At 40.5% G+C, this 24,187-nt stretch carries 18 protein-coding genes; 2 read left to right on the top strand and 16 right to left on the bottom strand.

Translation table 11 applies throughout. The features are described from left to right. Nucleotides 1-61: 61 nt before the first annotated feature. Nucleotides 62-2,086, top strand: a complete 2,025-nt coding sequence (locus tag AC1HJP_RS05395) for an EAL domain-containing protein (protein WP_480360844.1) — start codon at nt 62-64, stop codon at nt 2,084-2,086. Between the two features lie 54 nt (nt 2,087-2,140). Here the strand turns inward: AC1HJP_RS05395 and AC1HJP_RS05390 are convergent, their stop codons facing one another. From AC1HJP_RS05390 to AC1HJP_RS05380, 3 genes are all read right to left on the bottom strand, one after another. After that, on the bottom strand, nt 2,141-4,957 hold the full coding sequence (locus AC1HJP_RS05390) for a bifunctional aconitate hydratase 2/2-methylisocitrate dehydratase (protein WP_480360842.1): 2,817 nt from the start codon (nt 4,955-4,957) through the stop codon (nt 2,141-2,143). Between the two features lie 213 nt (nt 4,958-5,170). Continuing rightward, nucleotides 5,171-7,420 carry an NAD(P)-binding protein gene (locus AC1HJP_RS05385; protein WP_480360839.1) on the bottom strand — a complete coding sequence of 750 codons (2,250 nt, stop codon included), beginning with the start codon at nt 7,418-7,420 and terminating at the stop codon, nt 5,171-5,173. Nucleotides 7,421-7,431: 11 nt separating this feature from the next. Next, nucleotides 7,432-8,391, bottom strand: a complete 960-nt coding sequence (locus AC1HJP_RS05380; RefSeq protein ID WP_480360837.1) for an acetoacetate decarboxylase — start codon at nt 8,389-8,391, stop codon at nt 7,432-7,434. A 154-nt stretch (nt 8,392-8,545) separates the two neighbouring features. Here AC1HJP_RS05380 and AC1HJP_RS05375 point away from each other — a divergent pair, with 154 nt between their 5' ends. Further along, on the top strand, nt 8,546-9,106 hold the full coding sequence (locus AC1HJP_RS05375; protein ID WP_480360834.1) for a hypothetical protein: 561 nt from the start codon (nt 8,546-8,548) through the stop codon (nt 9,104-9,106). Between the two features lie 92 nt (nt 9,107-9,198). Here the strand turns inward: AC1HJP_RS05375 and AC1HJP_RS05370 are convergent, their stop codons facing one another. The 13 genes from AC1HJP_RS05370 to AC1HJP_RS05310 form a co-directional block, all read right to left on the bottom strand. Further along, a complete protein-coding gene (locus AC1HJP_RS05370) occupies nt 9,199-9,525 on the bottom strand; it encodes a hypothetical protein (protein ID WP_480360832.1) in 327 nt (108 codons plus the stop codon). Nucleotides 9,526-9,534: 9 nt separating this feature from the next. Continuing rightward, entirely contained in the window at nt 9,535-10,422 is an 888-nt protein-coding gene (ppk2, locus tag AC1HJP_RS05365; RefSeq protein WP_480360830.1) for a polyphosphate kinase 2, read from the bottom strand. Between the two features lie 136 nt (nt 10,423-10,558). After that, nucleotides 10,559-12,067 (bottom strand): hemolysin, encoded by a 1,509-nt coding sequence (locus AC1HJP_RS05360; protein ID WP_480360828.1) that lies wholly within the window; start codon nt 12,065-12,067, stop codon nt 10,559-10,561. A gap of 163 nt (nt 12,068-12,230) precedes the next feature. Beyond that, nucleotides 12,231-12,431 (bottom strand): hypothetical protein, encoded by a 201-nt coding sequence (locus AC1HJP_RS05355; RefSeq protein WP_480360826.1) that lies wholly within the window; start codon nt 12,429-12,431, stop codon nt 12,231-12,233. Between the two features lie 143 nt (nt 12,432-12,574). Then, nucleotides 12,575-15,349, bottom strand: a complete 2,775-nt coding sequence (locus AC1HJP_RS05350; protein ID WP_480360824.1) for a M16 family metallopeptidase — start codon at nt 15,347-15,349, stop codon at nt 12,575-12,577. 197 nt (nt 15,350-15,546) lie between these two features. Continuing rightward, entirely contained in the window at nt 15,547-16,203 is a 657-nt protein-coding gene (locus tag AC1HJP_RS05345; RefSeq protein WP_480360821.1) for a CoA transferase subunit B, read from the bottom strand. 11 nt (nt 16,204-16,214) lie between these two features. Further along, nucleotides 16,215-16,913, bottom strand: coding sequence for a CoA transferase subunit A (locus AC1HJP_RS05340; RefSeq protein ID WP_058029874.1), 699 nt, complete (start codon nt 16,911-16,913; stop codon nt 16,215-16,217). Nucleotides 16,914-16,977: 64 nt separating this feature from the next. Next, complete coding sequence (locus AC1HJP_RS05335; protein WP_480360819.1) at nt 16,978-17,883, bottom strand: hydroxymethylglutaryl-CoA lyase; 906 nt, start codon at nt 17,881-17,883, stop codon at nt 16,978-16,980. Between the two features lies 1 nt (nt 17,884). Next, the gene (locus AC1HJP_RS05330; RefSeq protein ID WP_480360817.1) at nt 17,885-19,849 is read right to left on the bottom strand and encodes an acetyl/propionyl/methylcrotonyl-CoA carboxylase subunit alpha; all 1,965 of its coding nucleotides are present in this window, start codon (nt 19,847-19,849) and stop codon (nt 17,885-17,887) included. A 10-nt stretch (nt 19,850-19,859) separates the two neighbouring features. Then, nucleotides 19,860-20,642: an enoyl-CoA hydratase-related protein gene (locus AC1HJP_RS05325; RefSeq protein ID WP_480360815.1), complete on the bottom strand. Its 783-nt coding sequence runs from the start codon at nt 20,640-20,642 to the stop codon at nt 19,860-19,862. A 10-nt stretch (nt 20,643-20,652) separates the two neighbouring features. Next, nucleotides 20,653-22,260, bottom strand: coding sequence for a carboxyl transferase domain-containing protein (locus AC1HJP_RS05320; RefSeq protein ID WP_480360813.1), 1,608 nt, complete (start codon nt 22,258-22,260; stop codon nt 20,653-20,655). A gap of 9 nt (nt 22,261-22,269) precedes the next feature. Continuing rightward, nucleotides 22,270-23,445 carry an isovaleryl-CoA dehydrogenase gene (locus tag AC1HJP_RS05315; protein ID WP_058029869.1) on the bottom strand — a complete coding sequence of 392 codons (1,176 nt, stop codon included), beginning with the start codon at nt 23,443-23,445 and terminating at the stop codon, nt 22,270-22,272. 36 nt (nt 23,446-23,481) lie between these two features. Then, entirely contained in the window at nt 23,482-23,886 is a 405-nt protein-coding gene (locus AC1HJP_RS05310; RefSeq protein ID WP_058029868.1) for a MerR family transcriptional regulator, read from the bottom strand. Nucleotides 23,887-24,187 lie beyond the last annotated feature (301 nt).

Raw genomic sequence — 24,187 nt, 5'->3', positions numbered from 1 at the left:
TATTCGCAGTTATTCAGAAGAGGATTATACTTAATTTAACAATAATATTTGGGGCGCTTTTTTGTCATTTGAAACAGCGAAACGTTCAGTAAAGGCGGTATTACACAGTCGATTTCTTCTGTCTTTACGTGAAGCCTTCATTGCTTTGATCCCCTATTTTGTGAGCAGTGCCATCGCTATTTTACTGTTAAATAGTGCTGTAAAGTTCAATATTGTGGCACCAAGCGATCATGCATATTCAGTCATACTGGCAAGTGCTTCTTTAGTGCTTTCATTATTTCCAGTTATTGTTTCTATTTCCATCGGTTTTTTTATTAGCAAGAACTTTGGACAAAGTGGTGTGGTGGGAGCCATGCTAGCGCTGCTCTGTTTTTCACTTCATGGGCAGTATATCAATTATGATGGCGAATCATTTAGACTTGATCCTACTGGCGGCACACCCTATGCGGTCATTATTCCTTGTTTAAGTAGCCTGATCTTAAAGTTGCTGGTAAACCTTCATCCTAATTTAGATAAATACTTTCATCATATAAGTCGTTTTTTGAGCGAGAAACTACTGATTATCTTACCTTTTACACTGACATTCTTCAGTTTTTATACATTTATGCCAGTGATTAATTTTGCTGGTGATCTGATAGCTTCTTGGATAACACCAGATATTAGCCAATCAACGATAGCCGAATTAACGTTTGAAAGAATGCTGTTTACACACGGACTTTGGTTTTTAGGCATTCATGGCGACAATACTTTTAATATGGTATTTGACGCAAATTACTTAATGCAGCCAATTATAGGAAACCTACCTGCGAAAACCTTTTATGACACATTTGTTTTAATAGGAGGGACTGGCTGTTTCGCTGGGCTAATTATTGCTGCTCTATTCTTGAAATCTGGCTCACATGAAAAAAACATCGCTAAACTTTCAATTCCATTTACGGCTTTCAACTTTTGCGAAATCATTCTTTTTGCATTACCGATATTTTTAAACCCGATCATGCTAATTCCTTTTGTAATGGCACCAACAATTAACTTTCTGATTTCTTATACCGTTATAGATTATGGGTTAGTTAACGTGAGTAATGAAACCATTAGTTGGATGACACCTACATTGGTAAATGGGTTCATGGTGTCTCAAGGCTTCTCTGGGGTGTTACTGCAATTACTTTTATTATGCTTAAACACATTAGTTTATTACCCATTTTTAAAATGGCACAGTGAACAAATCAATTTTGATAAGGCCATAAGTAAATTAAGTGATCAACTCAACATCTCAGAGCAGCTTCGTAATAAAGGTGAGTCAGATTTTATTGCACACCAAATAGATATAGAAAAAGCAAATAAAGCACTGAAAGAAGTCCTCACAGACATCAGTAACGGTAGACTGCTACTTTATTATCAACCACAAATTTGTCAATTTTCAAAAACCGTTTCTGGTTTCGAAGCGTTACTAAGACTCGAAAAGCAGTCAGGTGATATTGTTGGTCCTTATTTCTTAGATACCTTAATCAAACACGATGAAACAGAGATTATTGATATGTGGGTTATTGAACAAGCACATAGAGATTTATTGTTTTTTAATAGCAAAGGATTTAAACCAGTCATTAGCATTAATGTTAATCCAAAGGTTATGACAAACAGTTTGTTAGTAGAATATATCTGTGAAGTATTTAAAGATTTTCCAAGTCAGCTAAAAATCGAAATAGTTGAATCAAGTTATCTAACAGATAAGAAAACGGTGCTTAAGAATATAAAAAGCCTACAAAATGCAAATATACATACCGTTATCGATGATTTTGGAACAGGCTATTCTAGTTTGGCCATGTTGTCAGAGCTACCAATAAAATACATTAAGCTTGATAAATCATTACTAGACGATACTGGAACACTGAAAGGAAAAGAATTTTATCAACATATTGTTGAATTACTGCATAAGATGGATAAATCGATTGTTGCTGAAGGTGTAGAAACGCAAGAACAGTTGGCTTTTATTAATGATTTAAAAATTGAGGTAGTACAAGGCTGGGTATATCAAAAAGCATTACCAAAAAGAGAGGTTATTAATTTCGTAAAGCGTTTTGAAAAATAAAAACGCGGTAAGAAATACTCACCGCGTTTTTAAAGTTAAGGAAGTTTAATAATATTAAGCTTCAACAACTTTTACAGGTACCGCTTTTTCAGAACCATACTTAGTAGTTAGCTCTTCTTCAAGTGGCGTAAATGCTGTTAGGTCAATGCCTTCAACTGCAGCTGAGTATTCAGCCATAGTAGGGAAGCGACCAAGAATAGTAGAAAGTACTACTAATGGTGTTGAACCAAGAAGTGATTCACCTTTCTTCTCTGCAGTATCAGCAACAACACGGCCTTGGAATAGACGTGTAGAAGTTGCGATTACAGTATCACCAGGTTCCGCTTTTTCTTGGTTACCCATACAAAGGTTACAACCTGGGCGCTCTAGATAAAGAATGTTTTCGTACTTAGTACGTGCTGCAGTTTTTGGATTTGCATCATCAAACTCAAAGCCTGCGTACTTAGCAAGAACTTCCCAATCACCTTCAGCTTTAAGCTCATCAACAATGTTGTACGTTGGCGGCGCAACAACTAGTGGTGCTTTGAACTCGATAGAACCGTTTTGTTTCTCAAGGTTACGAAGCATTTGCGCGATGATCTGCATGTCACCTTTGTGAACCATACAAGAACCAACGAAACCAAGGTCAACAGACTTACCATCGTAGAAAGATACAGGGCGAATTACATCGTGCGTGTAACGACGAGAAACGTCTTCATTGTTTACGTCTGGATCAGCAATCATTGGCTCAACGATTTCGTCAAGGTTAACCACTACTTCTGCGTAGTACTTAGCGTTGTCATCTGGTGCAAGGGCTGGTTGTTCACCAGACTTGATACCTGCGATACGCTCATCAGCTAAGTCGATAAGACCTTGAAGTGTCTTAGCTTCGTTTTCCATACCCTTGTTGATCATGATCTGGATACGGCTCTTAGCAAGTTCGATTGACTTAATTAGTGTTTCGTCGTTTGAAATACAGATTGAAGCTTTCGCTTTCATTTCTGCAGTCCAGTCAGTGAATGTGAACGCTTGGTCAGCCATTAATGTACCGATGTGAACTTCGATAATACGACCTTGGAACACGTTCTCGCCGCCAAACTGCTTAAGCATTTGCGCTTGCGTTGCGTGTACCACGTCACGGAAGTCCATGTGCTTAGCCATTTTGCCTTTAAATGTTACTTTAACAGAATCAGGAATTGGCATTGCAGATTCACCTGTTGCAAGTGCTAGTGCAACAGTACCTGAGTCAGCACCGAACGCTACGCCTTTAGACATACGTGTGTGTGAGTCACCACCGATGATGATTGCACGGTCGTCCACAGTAATATCGTTTAATACTTTGTGGATTACGTCAGTCATTGAATGGTAAACGCCTTTTGGATCACGTGCTGTGATAAGGCCAAACTTGTTCATGAACGCCATTAGTTTTGGAATATTAGCTTGCGCTTTTGAATCCCATACTGATGCAGTGTGACAACCTGATTGGTATGCACCGTCAACAAGTGGAGAAATAGTTGAAGCAGCCATCGCTTCAAGTTCCTGACAAGTCATAGGACCTGTTGTATCTTGAGAACCTACGATGTTAACTTTAACACGTACGTTTGAACCAGCGTGAAGTGGAGTTTCAGACTGAACACCCACCGCATTACGGTTGAAGATTTTCTCAACAGCAGTAAGACCTTGACCTTCATGAGAGATTTCTTTTGATGGCGCATAAACTGCTGGTGCAGTAACACCAAGTGTTTCTGCTGCTAGTGTTTGAAGCTTCTTACCGAATACAACCGCGTAAGAACCACCAGCTTTCATGAATTCAACTTTTTGTGGTGTGAACGCTGATGAAATATCAGCTAGCTCTTCTTCACCGTTGAATAGCTTTTTAGCTTTAGTATCTATAGTTAGCACAGTACCCGTTGCTACAGAGTACGCTTCTTCTAATACAGGGTCGCCGTTTTCATCAGTCACTGTATTACCATCAGCATCTACTTTCTTAACCCAGTTTTTAAGGTCAAGACCAATACCACCCGTTACATCAACCGTTGTAAGGAAGATAGGTGCGATACCGTTAGTACCTGCAACAACAGGTGCAATGTTGATGAATGGAACGTATGGGCTTGCTTGCTCACCTGCCCAAAGTGCTACGTTGTTCACACCAGACATACGTGAAGAACCAACACCCATAGTACCTTTTTCTGCGATAAGCATTACTTTCGCATTAGGGTGCTTTTCTTTAAGTGCAACGATTTCTTGTTGTGCTTCAGGCGTGATCATGCACTGGCCGTGAAGTTCACGGTCAGCACGTGAGTGTGCTTGGTGACCAGGAGAAAGTAAGTCAGTTGAGATGTCACCTTCACCCGCAATGTAAGTCACTACTTCAATTTTTTCTGGAACGTCAGGAAGTTTAGTGAAGAACTCAGCATTCGCATAGCTTTCAAGAATTTCTTTTGCAACTGCGTTGCCAGCTTTATATGCTTCTTGTAGACGAGAAGTGTCTGCATCATATAAGAAAACTTGTGTTTTAAGTACGTCAGCAGCTTGCTTTGCAATCGCTTCGTCGTTACCTAGTGCAAGGTCAAGTAGTACAGCGATAGATGGACCACCTTTCATGTGAGAAAGTAGTTCAAATGCAAAATCAGCTGAGATTTCGGCCACAGATTCTTCACCAAGAATGATCTCTTTTAAGAATTGCGCTTTTACGCCTGCCGCAGATGTAGTACCAGGCAGTGTGTTGTAGATGAAGAAGTTTAAAGAATCTTCACGGTGCTCATTTGTTGTATCTTTAATTTGAGCAATGATTTCAGACAGAAGCTCTGCGTTGTCGATTGGTTTTGGGCTAAGTCCAAGTTCCGCTTTACGCGTTTGGATCTCTTCCATGTATTCTGTATACAAACTCATAGAAAACTCTCGGTGTTTTTTACTTGATACGAAGTGAGCAACTTAGTGCTAAATTAAATTGCCCAACGAAAATGCTCATAAAAGCCGACTTATATTATAGCCGACTTTATGTATGATATTTTGAATCTATCAATTACTTGCACTGCGATTCTATCGCAAATACATAATAATTTACATCAATACCAAAAATAGTTGCTATAAATATAATTGATATTAAATTGCGCCATCAGGCTCAAATCCATTTTCGCCACTTATTTGCTCAGGTATACCGCAAATGGCTCTGGATGTTTGCATGCCAGCCATTACTGCTGCTTCAACACACCCGGCATTTACGCCAGTTTTTATCCAATCTCCAGTAATAAATAAATTACTAAAAATAGTACCATCAGTGGCTAATCGATATTGGCTACTATTTGTGACTGACAATACATAACGCTCTGAAGGGTCAACGTTTACACGCCAGTATTGTTCATCAAAACGCGATTCCCCCGATAGATTATTTGGAGAGTAAAGAACATCCCAATTAAATTCATCACCGTGATAGGCTTCAGGCCATAATGGTTTCATTTCTCTATTTAATTTTTCGAGCGCGTTTTGTTTTACAATGGCTTTTTGTTGAGAGGGGAAGTCATGTACATCTTTACCTGGATAGTCATCACACGTATAGGCACTACAAAAATAAGCGAGATTTTTGGGATGATTGTTCAGTGGCCAATCTTCTTTATCTAATAAGTTTGACATAGCAGCCCAGGTATCAAAAGGCTGAGAAAAACTACTTAGAATAGGGCGCTCTTGGCTTTCGGGAATATAGTTAAAACCAAGCTGCTCATCCGTTTTATTCATCCATAACTGAAATACTTGCGTGGCGACAGCTTTAACCTCAGTCACTTGTTGTTTGAATTTTGCATCTATTGCGATTAGTTCTGGACATAAGTGCGCAATAGAAGCGACTGAAATACCAAAAATTACTTTGTTGAAATCTTGTCCTTGCTTTAGGGTCTTTTTCGGTAAATTATGCCCAAATTCTGCCTCATAAACTTTAGGCCAATCGCTCCAAAATGATTCTAAATTAATATCTTTATCTTTTAATAAATTAGCTTGCGCGTCTTCAATTTGGTCATAAATCGGGTAGGAGGGCCAGCAAGGTAAACCTTTAACATCTACTAGTGGATCATAGTTATTAGACTTCAATACAACTTGTTCAGTCATAACAATTTCATCAATGAAATTATCTGTCTGACTATTGGTTGCGGGCTTTAAGGCATCAACCTGATGGAAGAATTCAAATTTTACTCCGCGCTGTTTTAGCAATTCGTAAATAGGTGAAAATATTACATCGCCCATGCCTGCTTGCATCTTCCACATAACTCCGCCGTGGTAACAAAGCATAAGTCTGAGCATGGCTAAACTTGCAACACCAGCTTCAACATCCCCTTTACTAAAATCACCATCAACATAACCGAATACTAAATCGTAAAAACCGATTACAGGCGCTGATTGAACACTGTACTTTTCGTTAGCGCCATTCTTTTTGAGCCAAGCTTTGAAATCAATGTTATTGATTGAACCAAAGCCTTTTGAGAACACTTTGTCTTTTATTAGACCTGTCGTCATTGCGATGGCTAAATCAGCGCAGATATAAGCACGACGTATCGTTGGATTATCATCGAGTAGTTCAATTGCCTCACTATTTAACCAGCGTTTTAATTTTCGTACTATGTACCAAACAACAAGCCTGTCTCTTGGGTTTTGTAGATTTTTATCATTCGATCTGAGGGATAAAAGGTGCTTGAGTTGAGTTGCCAGTATCTTAGGCGAAGACCAAATTTCTTTTAGTTCATCATGTGCTGAGTCAAAAAAATCACTCACTTCGTCTTCAATGTCATCGAAGGCATCGGTTATCTCAGTGGCCAAGTGTTGTAACAGGCTTCTATCTCTAGACTTTTTTGTTTGTAACTTAGTGACTTTATTTGCTTGTTCAATTTCGTCTTCTAATGATTCTATGAATTTATGAAGCCATGCAATGAGCACTTCGAGCAATTGCCAAAAATGCAGATCGAGTGTGCCATCAGCAGGGTTCCCCTCAATTGTTGGAAAGTCTACTGGCCAAGTTTGCCACTCATTTTCAATGTACTCTTGTAACACCACAAAGCTATGCGGCTTAAATGCTTCTTGCCAGGTACTCAAGGGCATATTGTCTGGTCTGTTCAATTGGTTATAAACAGTTTCAATAGCGCGAAATGAATTAACATAAGCGCCAAACCACACATGTAGGCCATGCTCTTCAATTCTTTGTCCTAAATAAGGGTTCCTGCCACTGGCGCCTTTACCGCCTAAACGCCAACCTAGTTGGTAGACTGTAATGTCATATTTCTCTTGCCAGTTTTCATTTTCTGTCAAGTAAAGAGCTGATGTCATTGCTGCAACGCCACCACCTAAAATAACGATTTTTTCCTTAGCCATAGTCAGCTCCTTTAGCTGTTACTTGAAATAAGTTCGTACGCGCCGTCTTGGTCAAAGTCCATACACACATAATAGGGCAGCATTGCCGTTTGCTTACCTATCTCGATTCCGAACATATCATCAAAAGGAAAGGCATCGAGCTTATTGATGGTGACTTCGTATTCGTCTTTAAGCATAGCGATTTTATGAATGTCTTTGACTGTTGATGGAGAATGCACAACAGCGCTATATACGGCATTATGGGCAAAACCATCTGGAAATTGCTTAAACAGAATTTGATCCATTTGCGGATTTTTAATGCCACTCATAAATTGTTTTATAAGCTCTGTACTTATTTGGATCTCCTCTATACTCGCATGGATAAGCTCAGCCACTTCTTGACCAACTTCTATGATTTCTTCAAATAGTGAATCACCATCTGAAAAACGTTTAATGCTGAGCAATTCATGAAAGTCCATTTTGGTATTTGGGTTAAACGGCTGAAAGGTTTCGAGGCTTAAAGAAAAATTGTCAGCGTGTTTATAGTCACTTGGCATAGTGTAGTCACATAAATACTTGTTATAGCCCCAGGTTTCTCGACCATTCACTAAGGCGTTAATATTATTTACGGTGATAAACGCTGGATACCAATAAATATGCAAAGCTTTTTTTGAGGCTTTATCGACTTTAGCGATTGGCAACCAAATAATAATGTCAGTCTCTTGCATCCAACCGTATTGACTAAACGGTTCGACTTTAGAAGCTATATTTTCAATATCTGTAAAGGTGAGTAAGCAATATTCTGAAAGGGGTTTGAAATAAACGTTATCGGAAGGCACAGAATTTAAAGTGTTATTTATAAATTCTGTGATGGTGCTGTAAGTACCTTTGATAAAAAAGCCATACATTTTAGCATTGAGCATTCGGCAGGGCGGCTTTGCTATTGGGTTACCTAAGAAATGACGATACGAGCCCGGGGTATTTTCAGACATAGCAATTTCCTTTTTCAATAACTGTGACTCTATTGTTATTAGCAGAGGAAAGGGGATTTATCGAATGTTAAAACATATACAAAAACAATTGTTCCTATATTGGTGATTTGATTTAATGTATTAGATTTAATTGGGATAATTAAGGAAAATTGCAATGCATTGCTTTGATAGGGGTAACAAATACCAAGAGAGTAGTGTTAATTCTGTTAGACAGACAATCGAATTTAAATGTCGAAAAACATACATCTTACTTTGTTTAACTTTTTATCTTGGTTTTGCTATTTATATATCTAGTGCTGTGTTTGACCCACAAATGGCTGCAACAAAATTTAAAGCGCAAAGTTTATTAGCTGAGCCAAAACTCTTATTTGTACTTAGCTGTTTCATATTTGGCTGGTTTATATTCTCCTTTGTATATATTTTAGTGACTTTGGAGACTAAATTAACTTTATGCTTTGACAAAAATGTTATTAGCATTTCTAGATTTTTCTTTAAAAACATCACATTGACATTCGATATTGATGAAGTCGCCTTAATTCAGCACGCAAACAAAAAAGATGTTTTTGCGTTGTCAGTAAAGTCTAAACACGATATGAAGCCAGTTTACGAAAGCAAAGACTTTTATTGGAAAATCACTGAAAATAATGATCGAGAGGGCTATTTAAGAATTTTAAATAATAATATAGATTTAAAGCGAGGTACCGGATCTGGCTAGTTGAAAGGTAGTCAATATACAGTATTTATAGTTACTTATTTAAAAGTTAGATATGCCATTCTTAAAAACGCATGGCATATCATTTTATTTAATCAAGCTGCTGATGTATCCGCTTTCTTATTCTTCGCCATTTTCTTAGCCCGCTTGATGGCAGACTTTTTAGATGCTTTCTTTTGGGCAATTTTCATTACTTTAGCATCTTTGAGTTGCTTAGTTGCATATTTCAGTTTCTTAATGGCTTTTTCAGCGGCATTTTCTGCTTCTTTCGCCTGCTCAACAGCAAGTTGTGCTTTATCAGAAGCGTCTTTTGCAATTGCCGATGTGCGCTCAACTTCTAGCTGGCTTAATTGTATTATTTTTTCCAGTTTCGTCAGTCTGTCTTCAAAAACAAGATCGGCATCTAATATTAAATCTTCCATTGTGACTCCTTATTTACGTTCGAAAGAACTCGGCTCGCCGACAATCAGAGGGTCAACTTGATTAACCACGTCTTCATCTTTGCCTGGGTAATCTAAGCAGCTTAAGAAGTGTCTCATACAGTTAATACGACCACGCTTTTTGTCGTCAGAGCGGATCTGGGTCCATGGTGCATCTTTGGTATGCGTATGAAACATCATGGCATCTTTCGCTTCACTGTAATCGTGCCATTTAGACAATGAGGCCATATCAACAGGGCTAAGCTTCCATTGCTTTAATGGGTCGTTTTGACGAGACTTGAAGCGTCTAAATTGTTCTTCACGGCTAACAGAGAACCAATATTTAAATAATTTGATACCGCTGTTAACCAGCATGCGTTCAAGGTCGGGTGTCTGGCGCATAAATTCGAGGTATTCATTATCATCACAAAAGCCCATGACTTTTTCTACACCAGCACGGTTATACCAAGAGCGGTCGAATAGAATGATTTCTCCTTTTGTAGGTAAGTGCTGAATATAACGTTGAAAATACCACTGATTACGCTCCCTGGCATTGGGTTTCTCGAGTGCGATGACATGTGCGCCACGGGGGTTTAGGTGTTCCATAAAGCGTTTAATTGTACCACCTTTACCTGCTGCATCCCGACCCTCGAATAACACAACAATGCGTTGGTTGGTTTGTTTTACCCAACCTTGCATTTTTAAAAGTTCAATTTGCAATTCATGTTTGTGTCTTTCGTACTCTACGACATCCATCTTTGATGAATAGGGGTATTTACCATCTGCGTTCCACTTCATTGGTGGATTTTTGACATTTAGGTCAAATACCATCTCGCTTTTTGACTCTTCAACATGATCAGACGGTGTGGTTGGAAATTGCTCTATATTATTTGATTGCACGGGCGCTTCCTTATCCAAAAAATTATATTGGTAACACCTTACTATAAAGGACGTTTTGAGCAGTGCATTGATCTAAGTCTAGTTGAGCATAAAAGATACAATAAAAAAGGGAGCTGAATGCTCCCTTTAAGCTGATTTAATTACAGCCTACTTGAATTTGTTCTGTCCAAACTTGAACTACGAAGTCATTGTAATCAGCATCATTTTGATCTTCCCAATACTGTGTTTGTCCATGCCACCTAAAGTTGTTGGTAAGTTTTGAAGCATTGCCATTGAGTGCGAGTGCATAGTCAAAATGCGTTGAAGCAGGTAATTGGTAACTACCAGAGCCACCATATTCATCGAGTAATTTGATAAATTGATTATTAACTTTTATGCCCCAATCATTGTTGTAACCCGCACTTTCACTGACAAATTGATAGTTTATTTTGGTATGTGGAACTGGAACGCATTGAGCATCATCGTTTAGGATCATTGCAGGTAGATTTGCACTTCCAGTACTATTCAAGCTTGCTGTAGCTTGTACAGAAAAAGCTTTAGTCTCACTATATTCATCATTATCAATCGTTGGAATTTCAATAGAAGTAGTTGTATCACCAGCAGCAAATGTGATTATCTGTGTTGGGAAAGTATAGTCAGCGCTAGTGGCTGACCCTTCAATTGCCGAAACCTCAACTTCAACGTCTTGATAATAGCTGTTAGATAGGCTTACAGCGAAAGATAAGGTTTGGCCTTCAGTGACAGTATCTTCAATTGCTGATAATGAAATAACTGGCAGTGGATCTGTTTCACAGATTGGCGCTGCGTAACAAGCCGTTGTTTCGGAGGTATTGGTTGCCAAGTCGTTCAGCCTAACTGGCACTTCAGAAATAAAGCATGTATTACCAGAATGCGGATTAAGTTTGAAAAGCTCAGACTTATTGGTATGGCCAAAATCATTGATTTTAGTACGGCTAATAATCAAGTTACCGGCATGATCAACCGTTGCACCAGTTACTGCGGTTAAATGGTGTTTCGCTAATTTTTCAATAGAATAGTCAGATGTATTGATTTTATATGCGGTTGTACTGGTAACTAAAATTAATTCATCATTATAAAAAGCAAGATCACCACGATATTTGCCACTTAAGGTGCCTAAATCTGCAAGTTTATTATAGTCACCAGTTTGCGGGTTAATCTCATACAGTTCTGAGAATGTGCTGCCAATAAGACGATTATTTGCTTCATCATAGGCGAGGGCAATCACGCCTTTGGTGCGTCCTACTTCTACATGTGCTTGTGTTTCTGCATCAAAATAGGCAAGTTTTGTATATTTAAAACGGCTTCCAGCTATAGGTAAATGCTTTTTATCTGAGCTAGATAAGTTTAAATGACTGATATCGACTTTGTAATCCAGCGCCCTTGGTGCTGATACATAGTAGATTCTATTTTGTTGAGTATCGTATGCTAAGGCAGCAGAGCTAAACTCAGCGACAGAGTCAGCCTTTACGGTTTGAAGTTGATCATCAAGTTTAAATAAGATAGCGGTTTCACCGCGACCAGCGTTGATACCGTATAGCTCACCTTTACATTCATTCGCTAATAATGAGAATGAAGCAGCAGAAATCGCAATCGCCAAAGACGATAACATGAAAGACTTATACATAGTGCAATCCTAAATACAGTTCCGTAACTATAGAAAACACAAAGTAATGACACATCAAATCCAAACTGATGTGGGTCTTAGTCCATAAAGGGAAGGCGCATCCATTATTATCTTTGCAGATGCGAGTATTATTGTCTTTTATTTAACATTTTTCAAATAAAAATTAATTCTTTTGTATTTGTTTTTCAAAGTTTGGTAAAAGTTCCTCAATAATCTTTTTTGCAGGAATGGTGTAACGTGTGCCGTTAAACATAACTGAAGTATGCTCGTTGATATCAGTTATCCCGGTTAAGGTCCAACCTTCACCGCGTTCATGACAGAAAACTTTAGTGGTAGGGGGGATAACTTTAAATGCTTGGCTCATACTGCTCTCCAAAGTAAAAAACCTATTTTATAGTAAGTATCATAAATGCAAAATTAGCATATTAAAAAAACTAGAATTTTTACGAAAAAAAAAGCAGTATGGAAAACCACACTGCTTTTTAAACTTTAAATAATCAGCTTATGTTAAAGGTAAGTGATGTCACCAATGTTTAAGCTTTCTAGCTGAGACTTAATTTTGGCAACATCGCCAACAATAACCCAAGTTAGTTGATTTGGGTTGATTAAGCCTTTCGCTTCGTTGTGGATATCTTTAAGTTCAAGCGATTTTACTTTTTCACCGTATTGCTCAAGATATTCGATTGTACGACCTTTGCTGTAAGCATCTGCCAATGCATTACGAAGACTACGTTTTTTCTCGTAACTGCCTGGGATCTTAGCAACCTTGTTAGACACTACTTTGTCTAGCTCAGATTCTTTTGCTAAATCAGACTTAATATAGCCGTTCAGCTCTTTCAAGATTTCTTGGATAGAATCTTTTGTTTTATCAGTCTGAACAGGTGCATACACGATAAATGGAGATTGAGCTTGTGCATTCATAAGCATACTACGCGCACCGTATGACCAACCTTTGTCTTCACGTAGGTTCATATTGATACGTGAAGTAAATGTACCACCTAAAATTGCGTTCATAACATCAAGTTTAATGTCTTGACCTGGTTTTAGGTTGTCGCGTGACTCGCCAAGTAGTCCTGCAATAATCAATGATTGCGGTGCCTCTGGCTTATCAAGTACAAAGATTTGCGCTTTTTCAGGTGCAGCAACTTGTTTGAATTGCTTAACAGGTTTTGCCGTATTAGGTGATTTCCATTGGCCTAGTTGCGATTCAAGAGAAGCAGTTAAAGTATCTAGGTCAATATCACCAACCACTACCATGCGTGCGTTGTCAGGGCGTAGCCACTTTCTCAAATGTGCTTCGATATCGGCTTTAGTGATTGCTTTCACGTCTTCTTCAGTACCTGAACCTGTTAAAGGTTGTGCGTATGGGTGACCTTCACCATAAAGGAGTGGTGGAAGAATACGGTAAGCGTTTGTCTGCGGACGAGCTTGCTCTTGCTTAATGCCATCAAGCACTAATTTTCTTACACGCTCAATATCAGCGTCTTTTAATGCAGGGTTTTGTAAAATATCTGCGAAAAGAGAAATACTCTTTTCCCAGTTAACAGAAAGTGTGCTTAAGGTCATAGATGAAGTATCTAAGCTTGCCCATGCACCTACTGACGCGCCAATCTTTTCTAGCTCAGCTGCTAATTTCAACGCATCTAAACTCGTCGTACCTTCATCTAGCATTGACATAGAGAAGTTAGCTAAACCAGATTTAGCTTCGATGTCTGTCGCGAAACCAGAATCAAATTGTAAGCTAAGTTCAACTGTCGGTGTATCTGAACGCTTTGCTAAAACAACTTCAAGACCATTACTTAGTGTTGTAGTTTGCACTTCTGGCAAATCTAGTTTTGGCAATGAATCAACACTTGGTACCTTTGAACGATCAGCACCTTTTTCGTTAGCTGAATATTTTTCAAAAGGATTAATTGTTAAGATAAACTCACCATCAGTAAGCCATTTTTCAGCTGCTCTTTGTACATCTTTAACAGTAGCGTTAGCCTGAATTTCTTGTGATTTTTTATAAAAGCCCGGGTCATTATGATAGATAGCACCTGACGCTAAAACATCAGACTTACCACCAAAACCGCCTACACCTTCAACTCGCTTGATCCAACCTGAAGCATTTGCAAACTTAATGCGGTTAAGCTCATCAGCTGTTGGCCCTTCAGTGATTAAACGATTTAGTTCTTCATCAATGATGGCTTCAATCTCTGGTAGCTTGCTCTTATCTAACGCGTCAGCACCAAGAATAATCTGACCGGCTAGTACGCGCTGGAAGTTAAACGCAAATACGCTAGATGCAAGTTGCTCTTGATAAACTAAGCGTTGGTAAAGACGACTGTTTTTTCCAGAAGCAAGTACATCAGCAAAAAGAGAAAGATATTCAGAATCGGCAGTACCAAGCTCAGCCGTGTTCCATACTTTTAGAACACGTGACGCAGGAACGCGGTCTTGCATCACCATACGCTTCTCGCCACTACGCTTAGCAACCCATGCTTCCATTTGCGCTACTGGTTTACCTGGTTTAATGTCACCAAAGTATTTGTTTGCTTTTTCTTTTGCTGTTTCAACGTCAATGTCACCTGCTAGCACTAATACGGCATTATTAGGGCCGTAGTAGTCTTTAAACCATTGGTGCACGTCATCTAGTGATGCAGCATTAAGATCATCCATTGAACCAATTACTGTCCACGAATAAGGGTGACCTTTAGGGAAAGTATTAACTGTAATTGCTTCCCACATTTTACCGTACGGCTGACCTTCACTTTGACGCTTTTCGTTTTGTACAACGCCACGTTGTTCGTCTAACTTTTCTTGTGTGATTGCGCCAAGCAGGTGACCCATACGGTCCGATTCCATCCACAGGGCCATATCAATGGCGGTAGTTGGTACGTTTTGGAAGTAGTTTGTACGGTCACTATTTGTTGTGCCATTCATTTCGGTCGCGCCAGCTCTTTCAAACGGACCAAAGTATTCATCATCATAGTTTTCTGAACCATTGAACATTAAGTGTTCAAATAAGTGAGCAAAACCAGACTTACCTTCAGGTTCATGTTTTGAACCAACGTTATACCAAACGTTAACAGCAACGATAGGGGCTTTACGATCTGTATGAACAACAACTTTTAAACCATTGTCTAAAGTAAAAGTATCGTAAGCAATATCAATACTTGGTAAGGCTTGTGTTGAACTTGCCACGACTGAATTTTGAGAAGCAGAGTTGGTTGTTGAGTTACAACCTGTCAAGGCAAGGCTTACAGCTAAAGCCAACGCCGATAACGCAGTTTTTTTCATTTTTATACGTCCATATTGTTTGTATATTATCGGTACATAGTTTAACACTTAAATTGAAACAAATAATTTAAGTTTGTAACTAAATGTAGCAAGTTATAGACGAAAAAAAACCCCTCGTTTGAGGGGTTTTGGGTAACTCAGTGCATTAGCACTGGGAATGAGGTCGGTACATTAGTGTTGTTATTGTCGACACTGAATTAGAACTGCATTTCAGGGATATCGCCATCTACGATTAGCTTACCCGCTGTTTTGCTTATAATTTCATCAACAGTAACACCCGGCGCGCGTTCTAGCAAATAAAATGCGCCATCTTTAACTTCTAATACGGCAAGGTCAGTTACGATTTTCTTAACGCAATTAACGCCTGTTAAAGGTAGCGAGCATTTCTCTAATAATTTAGAGTCGCCATGTTTACTAGCATGGGTCATAGTAACGATGATGTTTTGTGCGCCGGCAACTAAATCCATCGCGCCACCCATGCCTTTGATTAATTTTTTCGGGATCATCCAAGAAGCGATATTACCTTCTTGGTCAACTTCAAATGCACCTAGAACCGTTAAGTCTACATGACCACCACGGATCATGGCAAAGCTTTCGGCACTATTAAAAATAGCGGCACCTGTCGCTGCTGTCACGGTTTCTTTACCCGCGTTGATCATATCTGCATCAACTTGGTCTTCAGTAGGGTATGGACCCATGCCTAATAAGCCATTTTCTGATTGCAGCATAACTTCAATGCCCTCAGGTACATAGTTAGCCACTAGGGTAGGAATACCAATACCTAAATTGACGTAATAACCGTCTTGAAGTTCTTGCGCAACACGCATTGCAACTTGTTCACGAGATAAAGCCATTGTTATACTCCTTACTTACTGGTTGTAACGCGTTCGATGCGTTTTTCAAAGTCACCTTTGATAACACGGTTTACATAAATGCCTGGAGTATGAATTTGACTTGGTTCAAGTTCACCCGGCTCAACGATTTCTTCAACTTCAGCAACGGTAATTTTGCCCGCCGTTGCAGCCATAGGATTGAAGTTCATTGCTGTATGGCGGAAGACAAGGTTACCGTAACGGTCTGCTTTCCATGCTTTTACAATAGCAAATTCACCAGTGATTGATTCTTCAAGAATATAAGGGCGACCGTTGAATTCTTTAACTTCTTTACCTTCAGCAATCGGTGTACCGTAACCTGTGGCAGTATAGAAACCAGGAATACCAGCACCACCGGCACGCATTTTCTCAGCCAATGTGCCTTGCGGAGTTAACTCAACGTCGATGATGCCGTCTAGTAATTGCTGCTCGAAAAGGGCATTTTCACCAACATAAGAGGCGATGATTTTTTTGATCTGACGGTCTTGTAATAAAATACCTAAACCAAAGTCATCAACACCACAGTTGTTAGAGACAACAGTCAGCTCTTTGGTTTGTAGACGTTTAATTTCTGCAATTAAACCTTCAGGGATCCCACATAAACCAAAACCACCGGCGATGATGGTATCACCATCTTTTAAACCCGCCATTGCTTCGGCGTAGCTATTCACTACTTTATCAAAACCGGCCATAAGACCACTCCTAACTTTTGTTTGTCAAAAGAGCGCAAGCATTATGCTCACGCCACTATCATTTTTATTGTTCGCACTTCGCACGTAATGCTAAAGAAACTTTGCTGGCAGGGGGCTTATTTAAGGCATCACAGATAGCCCAACCTGCTTTGGCAAGTCTTTCTAAATCAATTTGGGTACTTATGCCAAGTCCTTCAAGTAAGTAAATGACATCTTCAGTGGCAACATTTCCTGACGCACCTTGTGCATAAGGGCAACCACCCAGGCCAGCAACAGCACTGTCTATGGTACTAATGCCCATTTCTAGTGCCGTGTGAATATTAGCGATAGCTTGGCCGTAGGTATCGTGAAAGTGTGCAGCCAGCTTGTCTAAAGGCAGTTCTTTAGTAAGCAAATCAAGTAGTTTTTTCACTTTACCTGGTGTACCAACGCCAATGGTGTCGCCTAGGCTTATTTCATAACAGCCAAGAGCCAACAATTGTTTACACACATCAAGCACGGCTTCGGGTTGCACATCGCCTTGATAAGGGCAGCCAACCACACAACTGACATAGCCGCGAACTTTAACGTTATGTTGCTGAGCTAGCTCTACTACAGGTTTAAAGCGCTCAATACTTTCTTCAATAGAGCAATTAATGTTCTTTTGAGTAAACGCTTCGCTGGCCGCAGTAAAAATAGCGAACTCTTTAATGCCGCATTCAAGGGCGGCTTCTGCGCCTTTTAAGTTTGGCGTGAGCGCTGAAAGCTGCGCGTTTTGGTTAACAGATAAACCTTTTATAACTTCAGCCGAGTCCGCCATTTGCGGCACCCACTTAGGCGATACAAAGGCACCTGCCTCAAGATGAATAACACCAGCTTCAGATAGCCCATTTAACAGGGCTATCTTTTGCTCAGTGGTGACTTTGCTTTCATTTTGTAAGCCATCACGGGCACCCACTTCAACGATTTTGACCTGAGTTGGATAAGCCATGTTATGCCTCCGCAGCTTCAACGATGGCAAGTAGGGCACCGTGACTTACTAACTCGCCTTCAGCAAAACAATAGCTGGTTAGTGTGCCTGCAAATGGGGCGTTAAGCGTATATTCCATTTTCATGGCTTCTATAACTACCACTGCATCACCTTTTGCGACTTCTGCACCCACTTCAACAAGGTGTTTAACAACCGTACCGTTTAGTGGCGCTGCTAATGGCGCTTCTTCATGTTCATGCTGACTAATATAGTGTTTAGAGCGTAAATCAAAGGTACGCACAAAGGCGCTGAACATGACCGTCACTTGCTCGTCATTGACCAATGCACTTGCTTTGTAGATACGACCATCAAGGTTGATAGTAAGTGACTCACCGTTAAGAGTTGCTGAAACTGTGTGTTCGTTACCATCCACCGTTAATTTAAAGCCATTGTCTTGAACAAGTGCTTTAATGTTTAAGCCGTCAAACGGTACAACTACAGATGCAGCTTGGTTTAGCTTAAAGCCTAATGCACTTTGCCAAGGTGATTTAGCCGCAGCAAAATTCGCTTGGTTTTGTTTATTTGCTAAGTAAGCTGCTGCTGCAATCACAGAGATCATTTCTTCAGGGGCATGCTCAACAGTTAATACATCAGTTTGTGTATCTATAAAGTGGGTATCTGGTGCGCCTGCGACAAAAGTATCATGACCTGATAGATGATGTAAGAAAGCAATGTTCGATTTTACACCCGATAAATGCACTTCTTCTAATGCATGGTGAAGCTTTAACAATGCAGTTTTACGATCTGCGCCATGCACAATTAACTTAGCAATCATAGGGTCGTAGAATGGGCTGATCTCAGCGCCTGACTGCACACCCGTATCAACACGTACGCCTTGGTTTTCAGCAGGGAAAGATAAGTGTGTTAGTGTGCCAGAGTATGGCATAAAGTTTTCAGTCGGATCTTCGGCGTAAATACGCGCTTCAAAACTATGACCCGATAAAGTCACTTGATCTTGTTTAAGAGGAAGTACTTCACCACTTGCGACACGAATTTGCCATTCTACAAGGTCAAGGCCAGTGACCATTTCTGTAACTGGGTGTTCTACTTGCAGGCGGGTATTCATTTCCATAAAGAAGAATTCGTCGCCACATAGTAAAAACTCTACCGTACCTGCACCACGATAATTAATCGCTTGAGCACAACGTACCGCTGCTTCACCCATCTCTCGACGAAGATTGTCTGATAAACCCGGGGCAGGGGCTTCTTCAATGACTTTTTGGTGACGGCGTTGTAAAGAGCAATCGCGGTCGCCTAAATAAACACAGTTACCGTGGGTGTCTGCAAAGACTTGTACTTCAACGTGACGCGGTGTATCAACGTAGCGCTCAAGTAATACTAGGTCATTACCAAATCCAGCAAGTGCTTCACGTTTTGCACCTTCTAACGCGCTTACAAACTCTGAAGCTTCACGTACAACACGCATGCCTTTACCACCGCCACCAAATGCAGCTTTGATTAGCACTGGATAACCAATTTTTTCAGCTTCTGCCGTTAAAAAGTCGACATCTTGGTTTTGACCATAGTAACCGGGCACAAGCGGCACATTGGCTTCAGCCATGATTTCTTTAGCACGGGTTTTTGAACCCATAGCTTCAATAGAGCTTGCAAGTGGCCCTAAGAAAGCTATACCTGAATCTTCACACTTTTGTGCAAAAATATCGTTTTCAGACAAAAAGCCGTAGCCCGGGTGAATGCAATCAGCGCCAGCTAGTTTTGCTACGTCTAGCACTCTATCAGCAACTAGGTAAGAATCTTTACTCGGTGCAGGGCCAATATGGTAGGCTTCATCAGCCTGTTTAACATGCAGGGCATTGGCATCTGCATCTGAATAAACGGCAACAGTGCGCAAACCTAAGCGCTTAGCTGTTTTCATAACGCGGCAGGCAATTTCACCACGGTTCGCAATTAGAATTTTCTTTAACATTGTAATGACCTTATTGCTTTGCTGCGGTTTGCCAATTAGGCGCACGTTTGTCGAAAAATGCAGATAAGCCTTCTTGGCCTTCTTCGCTTACTCTGATTTCAGCAATACGTTTTGCCGTATGAAGGATTAACTCTGCGTTGATGTCTTGATTAGCCACTTCATTAATTAATGACTTTGCTGATTTAACAGCGGCAGGACCGTTGTTAAGTAATAGTTCAACAAACTGGTCTTGTGCAGCAGCCAGATCATCATTAATGTCATGAATTAAGCCCATATCTAGCGCTTTGTCAGCCATAAACACTTCGGCTGTTAAGAAGTAACGACGCGCTTGGCGCTCACCGATGGCTTTAATGACATAAGGGCTAATAACCGCAGGAATAAGACCAAGCTTAACTTCACTTAAACAGAATTTAGCCTTGCTAGTCGCAACTGCGATGTCACAACAGGCGATTAAACCCAGTGCACCACCAAATGCAGCACCTTGCACTAAACACAGAGTTGGGTGAGGGCTGGTAGCCAGCACATGCATTAACTTTGCAAGTTGCTCAGAATCTGCAACGTTTTCATCGTAATTATTTCCGGCCATTGATTTCATCCAACCTAGGTCGGCACCTGCAGAGAAGTGTTTACCTTCGGTTTTTAAAATCAAAGCGCGGATATCAAGACCATTGGCATGCTCAATACATTGGATCAACTCGTTGATCACGTGTGAGTCAAAGGCGTTATGTTTTTCAGGGCGACTTAGTTCTAAAATCGCCACTTTTGTTTTTGTTATATTTAAAGTGACCGACATAGTGCGCTCCTTATATTCTGAAAATGCCAAATTTAGATTCTTGCTTAGGCGCGTTAGCAGCAGCTTCTATTGCAAGACCTAAAACAGTACGAGTATCTGCTGGGTCAATAATGCCGTCGTCCCATAAACGGGCGCTTGCATAATAAGGGTGACCTTGCTCTTCATATTGCGCAACAATTGGTTTTTTGAACTCAGCAACTTCTTCGTCAGTCATGCTTAAACCTTTACGTGCAAGGCCGTCTTGACGTACTTGCGTAAGCACTCCAGCTGCTTGTTCGCCACCCATAACTGAAATACGCGCGTTTGGCCACATCCACATCATGGTAGGCTCGTAAGCTCGACCACACATACCATAGTTACCCGCGCCGTATGAGCCGCCAATTAATACCGTAAACTTAGGCACGTCAGCACAAGATACAGCGGTTACCATTTTGGCACCGTGTTTAGCGATACCTTCAGCTTCGTATTTTTGACCCACCATGAAGCCCGTGATGTTTTGTAAAAACAGCAAAGGAATGTCACGCTGAGCACATAATTGAATAAAGTGTGCGCCTTTTTGTGCCGACTCGGAGAATAAGATACCGTTGTTGGCAATAATCCCTACAGGATGGCCGTAGATTTCAGCAAAACCTGTTACTAGCGTTTCACCAAAGTAGCGTTTGAATTCGTCAAATTGCGAATCGTCCACAATACGCGCAATGACTTCACGTACATCAAATGGTTTTTTCAGATCAGTACCGACAATGCCATATACTTCGCGAATATCGTAACGTGGTGGTTTAATGTCTTTTAGGATGGGCGCAGTAGGGCGCTGGTGGTTCAAACGGGCAACACATTGACGGGCAATCGATAGGGCATGTTCGTCGTTTTCTGCATAGTGATCGGCAACACCAGATGTTTTACAGTGCACATCTGCACCGCCTAAATCTTCAGCAGAAACTTCTTCACCGGTTGCGGCTTTTACCAATGGCGGGCCAGCTAAGAAAATCGTACCTTGCTCTTTTACGATGATACTTTCATCTGCCATTGCTGGGACATATGCACCACCTGCGGTACATAAACCCATTACCACAGCAATTTGCGGAATGCCTTTAGCAGACATACGTGCTTGGTTATAGAAAATACGGCCGAAATGCAATTTGTCAGGGAATACTTCGTCTTGTTCAGGTAAGTTTGCGCCGCCCGAATCAACTAAGTAAATACAAGGTAGATGGCAACGCTCTGCGATTTCTTGCGCGCGTAAATGTTTTTTAACAGTAAGCGGGAAGTAAGTGCCGCCTTTTACAGTAGCATCGTTACCGACAATCATACATTCAACGCCTTGAACTCGACCGATACCAGCAACCACGCCTGCACAAGGAATATCTTGCTCGTATACGCCGAACGCAGCAAATTGAGAGATTTCTAGAAAAGGAGAGCCTTCATCGAGAAGGGTATTGATACGGTCACGAACAAACATTTTTCCGCGACTTTCATGACGAGCGATAAGTGCTTCACCACCGCCTTGTGCAAGTTGAGCAACTTTGTCGTTTAAATCTGCAACCAGTGAAGCCATAGCTTCACTGTTTGCTTTAAACTGACTGTCATGCACATTAATAGATGAGTTTAAAACAGTCATGGTGTGTCCTTAACGGCTTTCAGTGAATAGTTCACGACCAATTAGCATACGACGAATCTCAGACGTACCCGCACCAATCTCATAGAGTTTGGCATCACGTAATAAACGGCCCGTTGCGTATTCGTTGATGTAACCATTACCACCTAAGATTTGAATCGCATCTAGTGCAAGCTTTGTTGCCAGCTCCGCAGCATATAAAATGGCACCTGCAGCATCTTTACGGGTTGTTTCACCACGGTCACAAGCTTTTGCTACCGTGTATACGTATGAACGCGCGGCATTCATTTGCGTGTACATGTCAGCAACCTTGCCTTGAATTAATTGGAACTCACCGATTGATTTGTTGAACTGTTTACGCTCGTGAATATAAGGCACAACAATGTCCATACACGCTTGCATGATACCCAGTGGGCCACCTGCAAGCACAACACGCTCATAATCAAGACCACTCATTAGCACTTTAACACCTTCGTTTAGGGTGCCTAGAATGTTTTCTTCTGGTACTTCACAGTCTTCAAAAACCAGTTCACAGGTGTTTGAGCCGCGCATACCTAGTTTATCTAGCTTTTGTGCGGTAGAAAAACCTGGGAAGTTCTTCTCAATGATGAAGGCAGTGATCCCTTTAGAACCGGCTTCTAAATCCGTCTTTGCATAAACCACTAAGACATCTGCATCAGGACCGTTAGTGATCCACATTTTATTGCCGTTCAGAATGTACTTATCGCCTTTCTTTTCAGCTTTTAGCTTCATAGAAACAACATCAGAACCCGCATTTGGTTCACTCATAGCAAGTGCGCCAATGTGTTCGCCGCTAATTAGCTTAGGTAGATACTTTTGTTTTTGCGCGTCGTTACCGTTGCGGTTAATTTGGTTCACACACAGGTTAGAGTGAGCGCCATAGCTTAAACCGATAGAGGCACTTGCACGGCTGATTTCTTCAATCGCAATAACGTGCTCTAGGTAGCCCATATTTGCACCACCAAACTCTTCAGGTACGGTAATACCTAATAAGCCCATCTCCCCGAATTGTGGCCAAAGTTGATTTGGGAATGCATTGTCTAAATCAGTTTTCTCAGCAAGTGGTGCAATTTCAGCACTTGCAAAGCTATTTACATGATCACGGATCATGTCAGCTGTTTCACCTAATCCAAAGTTTAATTCTTTATATAAAGATACAGTGCTCATCTTGGTTATCCTGTGTGAGAGTTATTATAAATTTAATTAGTCTTCGTGCTCATCAAGCTCTTTAAGGGTGTCGCGACAACGACGCTCTGCGGTAACGAGTTCCATCAGAACCACTTTAATGTCATCCATTTGTTGACTTAAATCAGCTTTCTTTTCTTCTATTAGCGCCAACATAGTGGTGAGCTGTTTCGCACTTGATTTATCGGCATCGTAAAGTTCAAACAACCTGCCTGTTTCAGCCAGAGTGAAGCCTAAACGCTTGCCACGTAAGATAAGTTTTAGACGTACTTTGTCTCGTTTTGAATAAATGCGGGTTTGACCATTTCGCTCTGGCGAAATTAATCCCTGATCTTCATAAAAACGAATAGAACGGGTGGTAATGTCAAATTCCTTAGCCAATTCGCTAATAGAGAAGGTTGGTTCGTTAAGGTTATCTTGCATAATTGTTTAACACTTACTTCAAAACAGATTAGACCAATATAAGTGAAGTTTACGTAAAGGTAAAGTTGCGTTTTGGGGAATGTATTATTGAGTGTTAATAAAAAGTGTGAATATTTAATGCAGTTCTAACTAAACAAACCGCCTTTTCGCAGTTTCTAGCAGTATTGGCAAGGAAAACGTGCAACTTAAGTTTACAGTTTAAGTCAACGCAATTAACTTGATTTTAGATTTACGTTGGCGTAAACGTAAATATTAGGTATGCTCAAATCATCATTTTGAAACAAACAAGCAAGAAGCTTGT

The sequence above is a fragment of the Pseudoalteromonas sp. NFXS53 genome, assembly GCF_056629255.1.
This window is presented reverse-complemented; position numbering and strand designations above follow the sequence as displayed.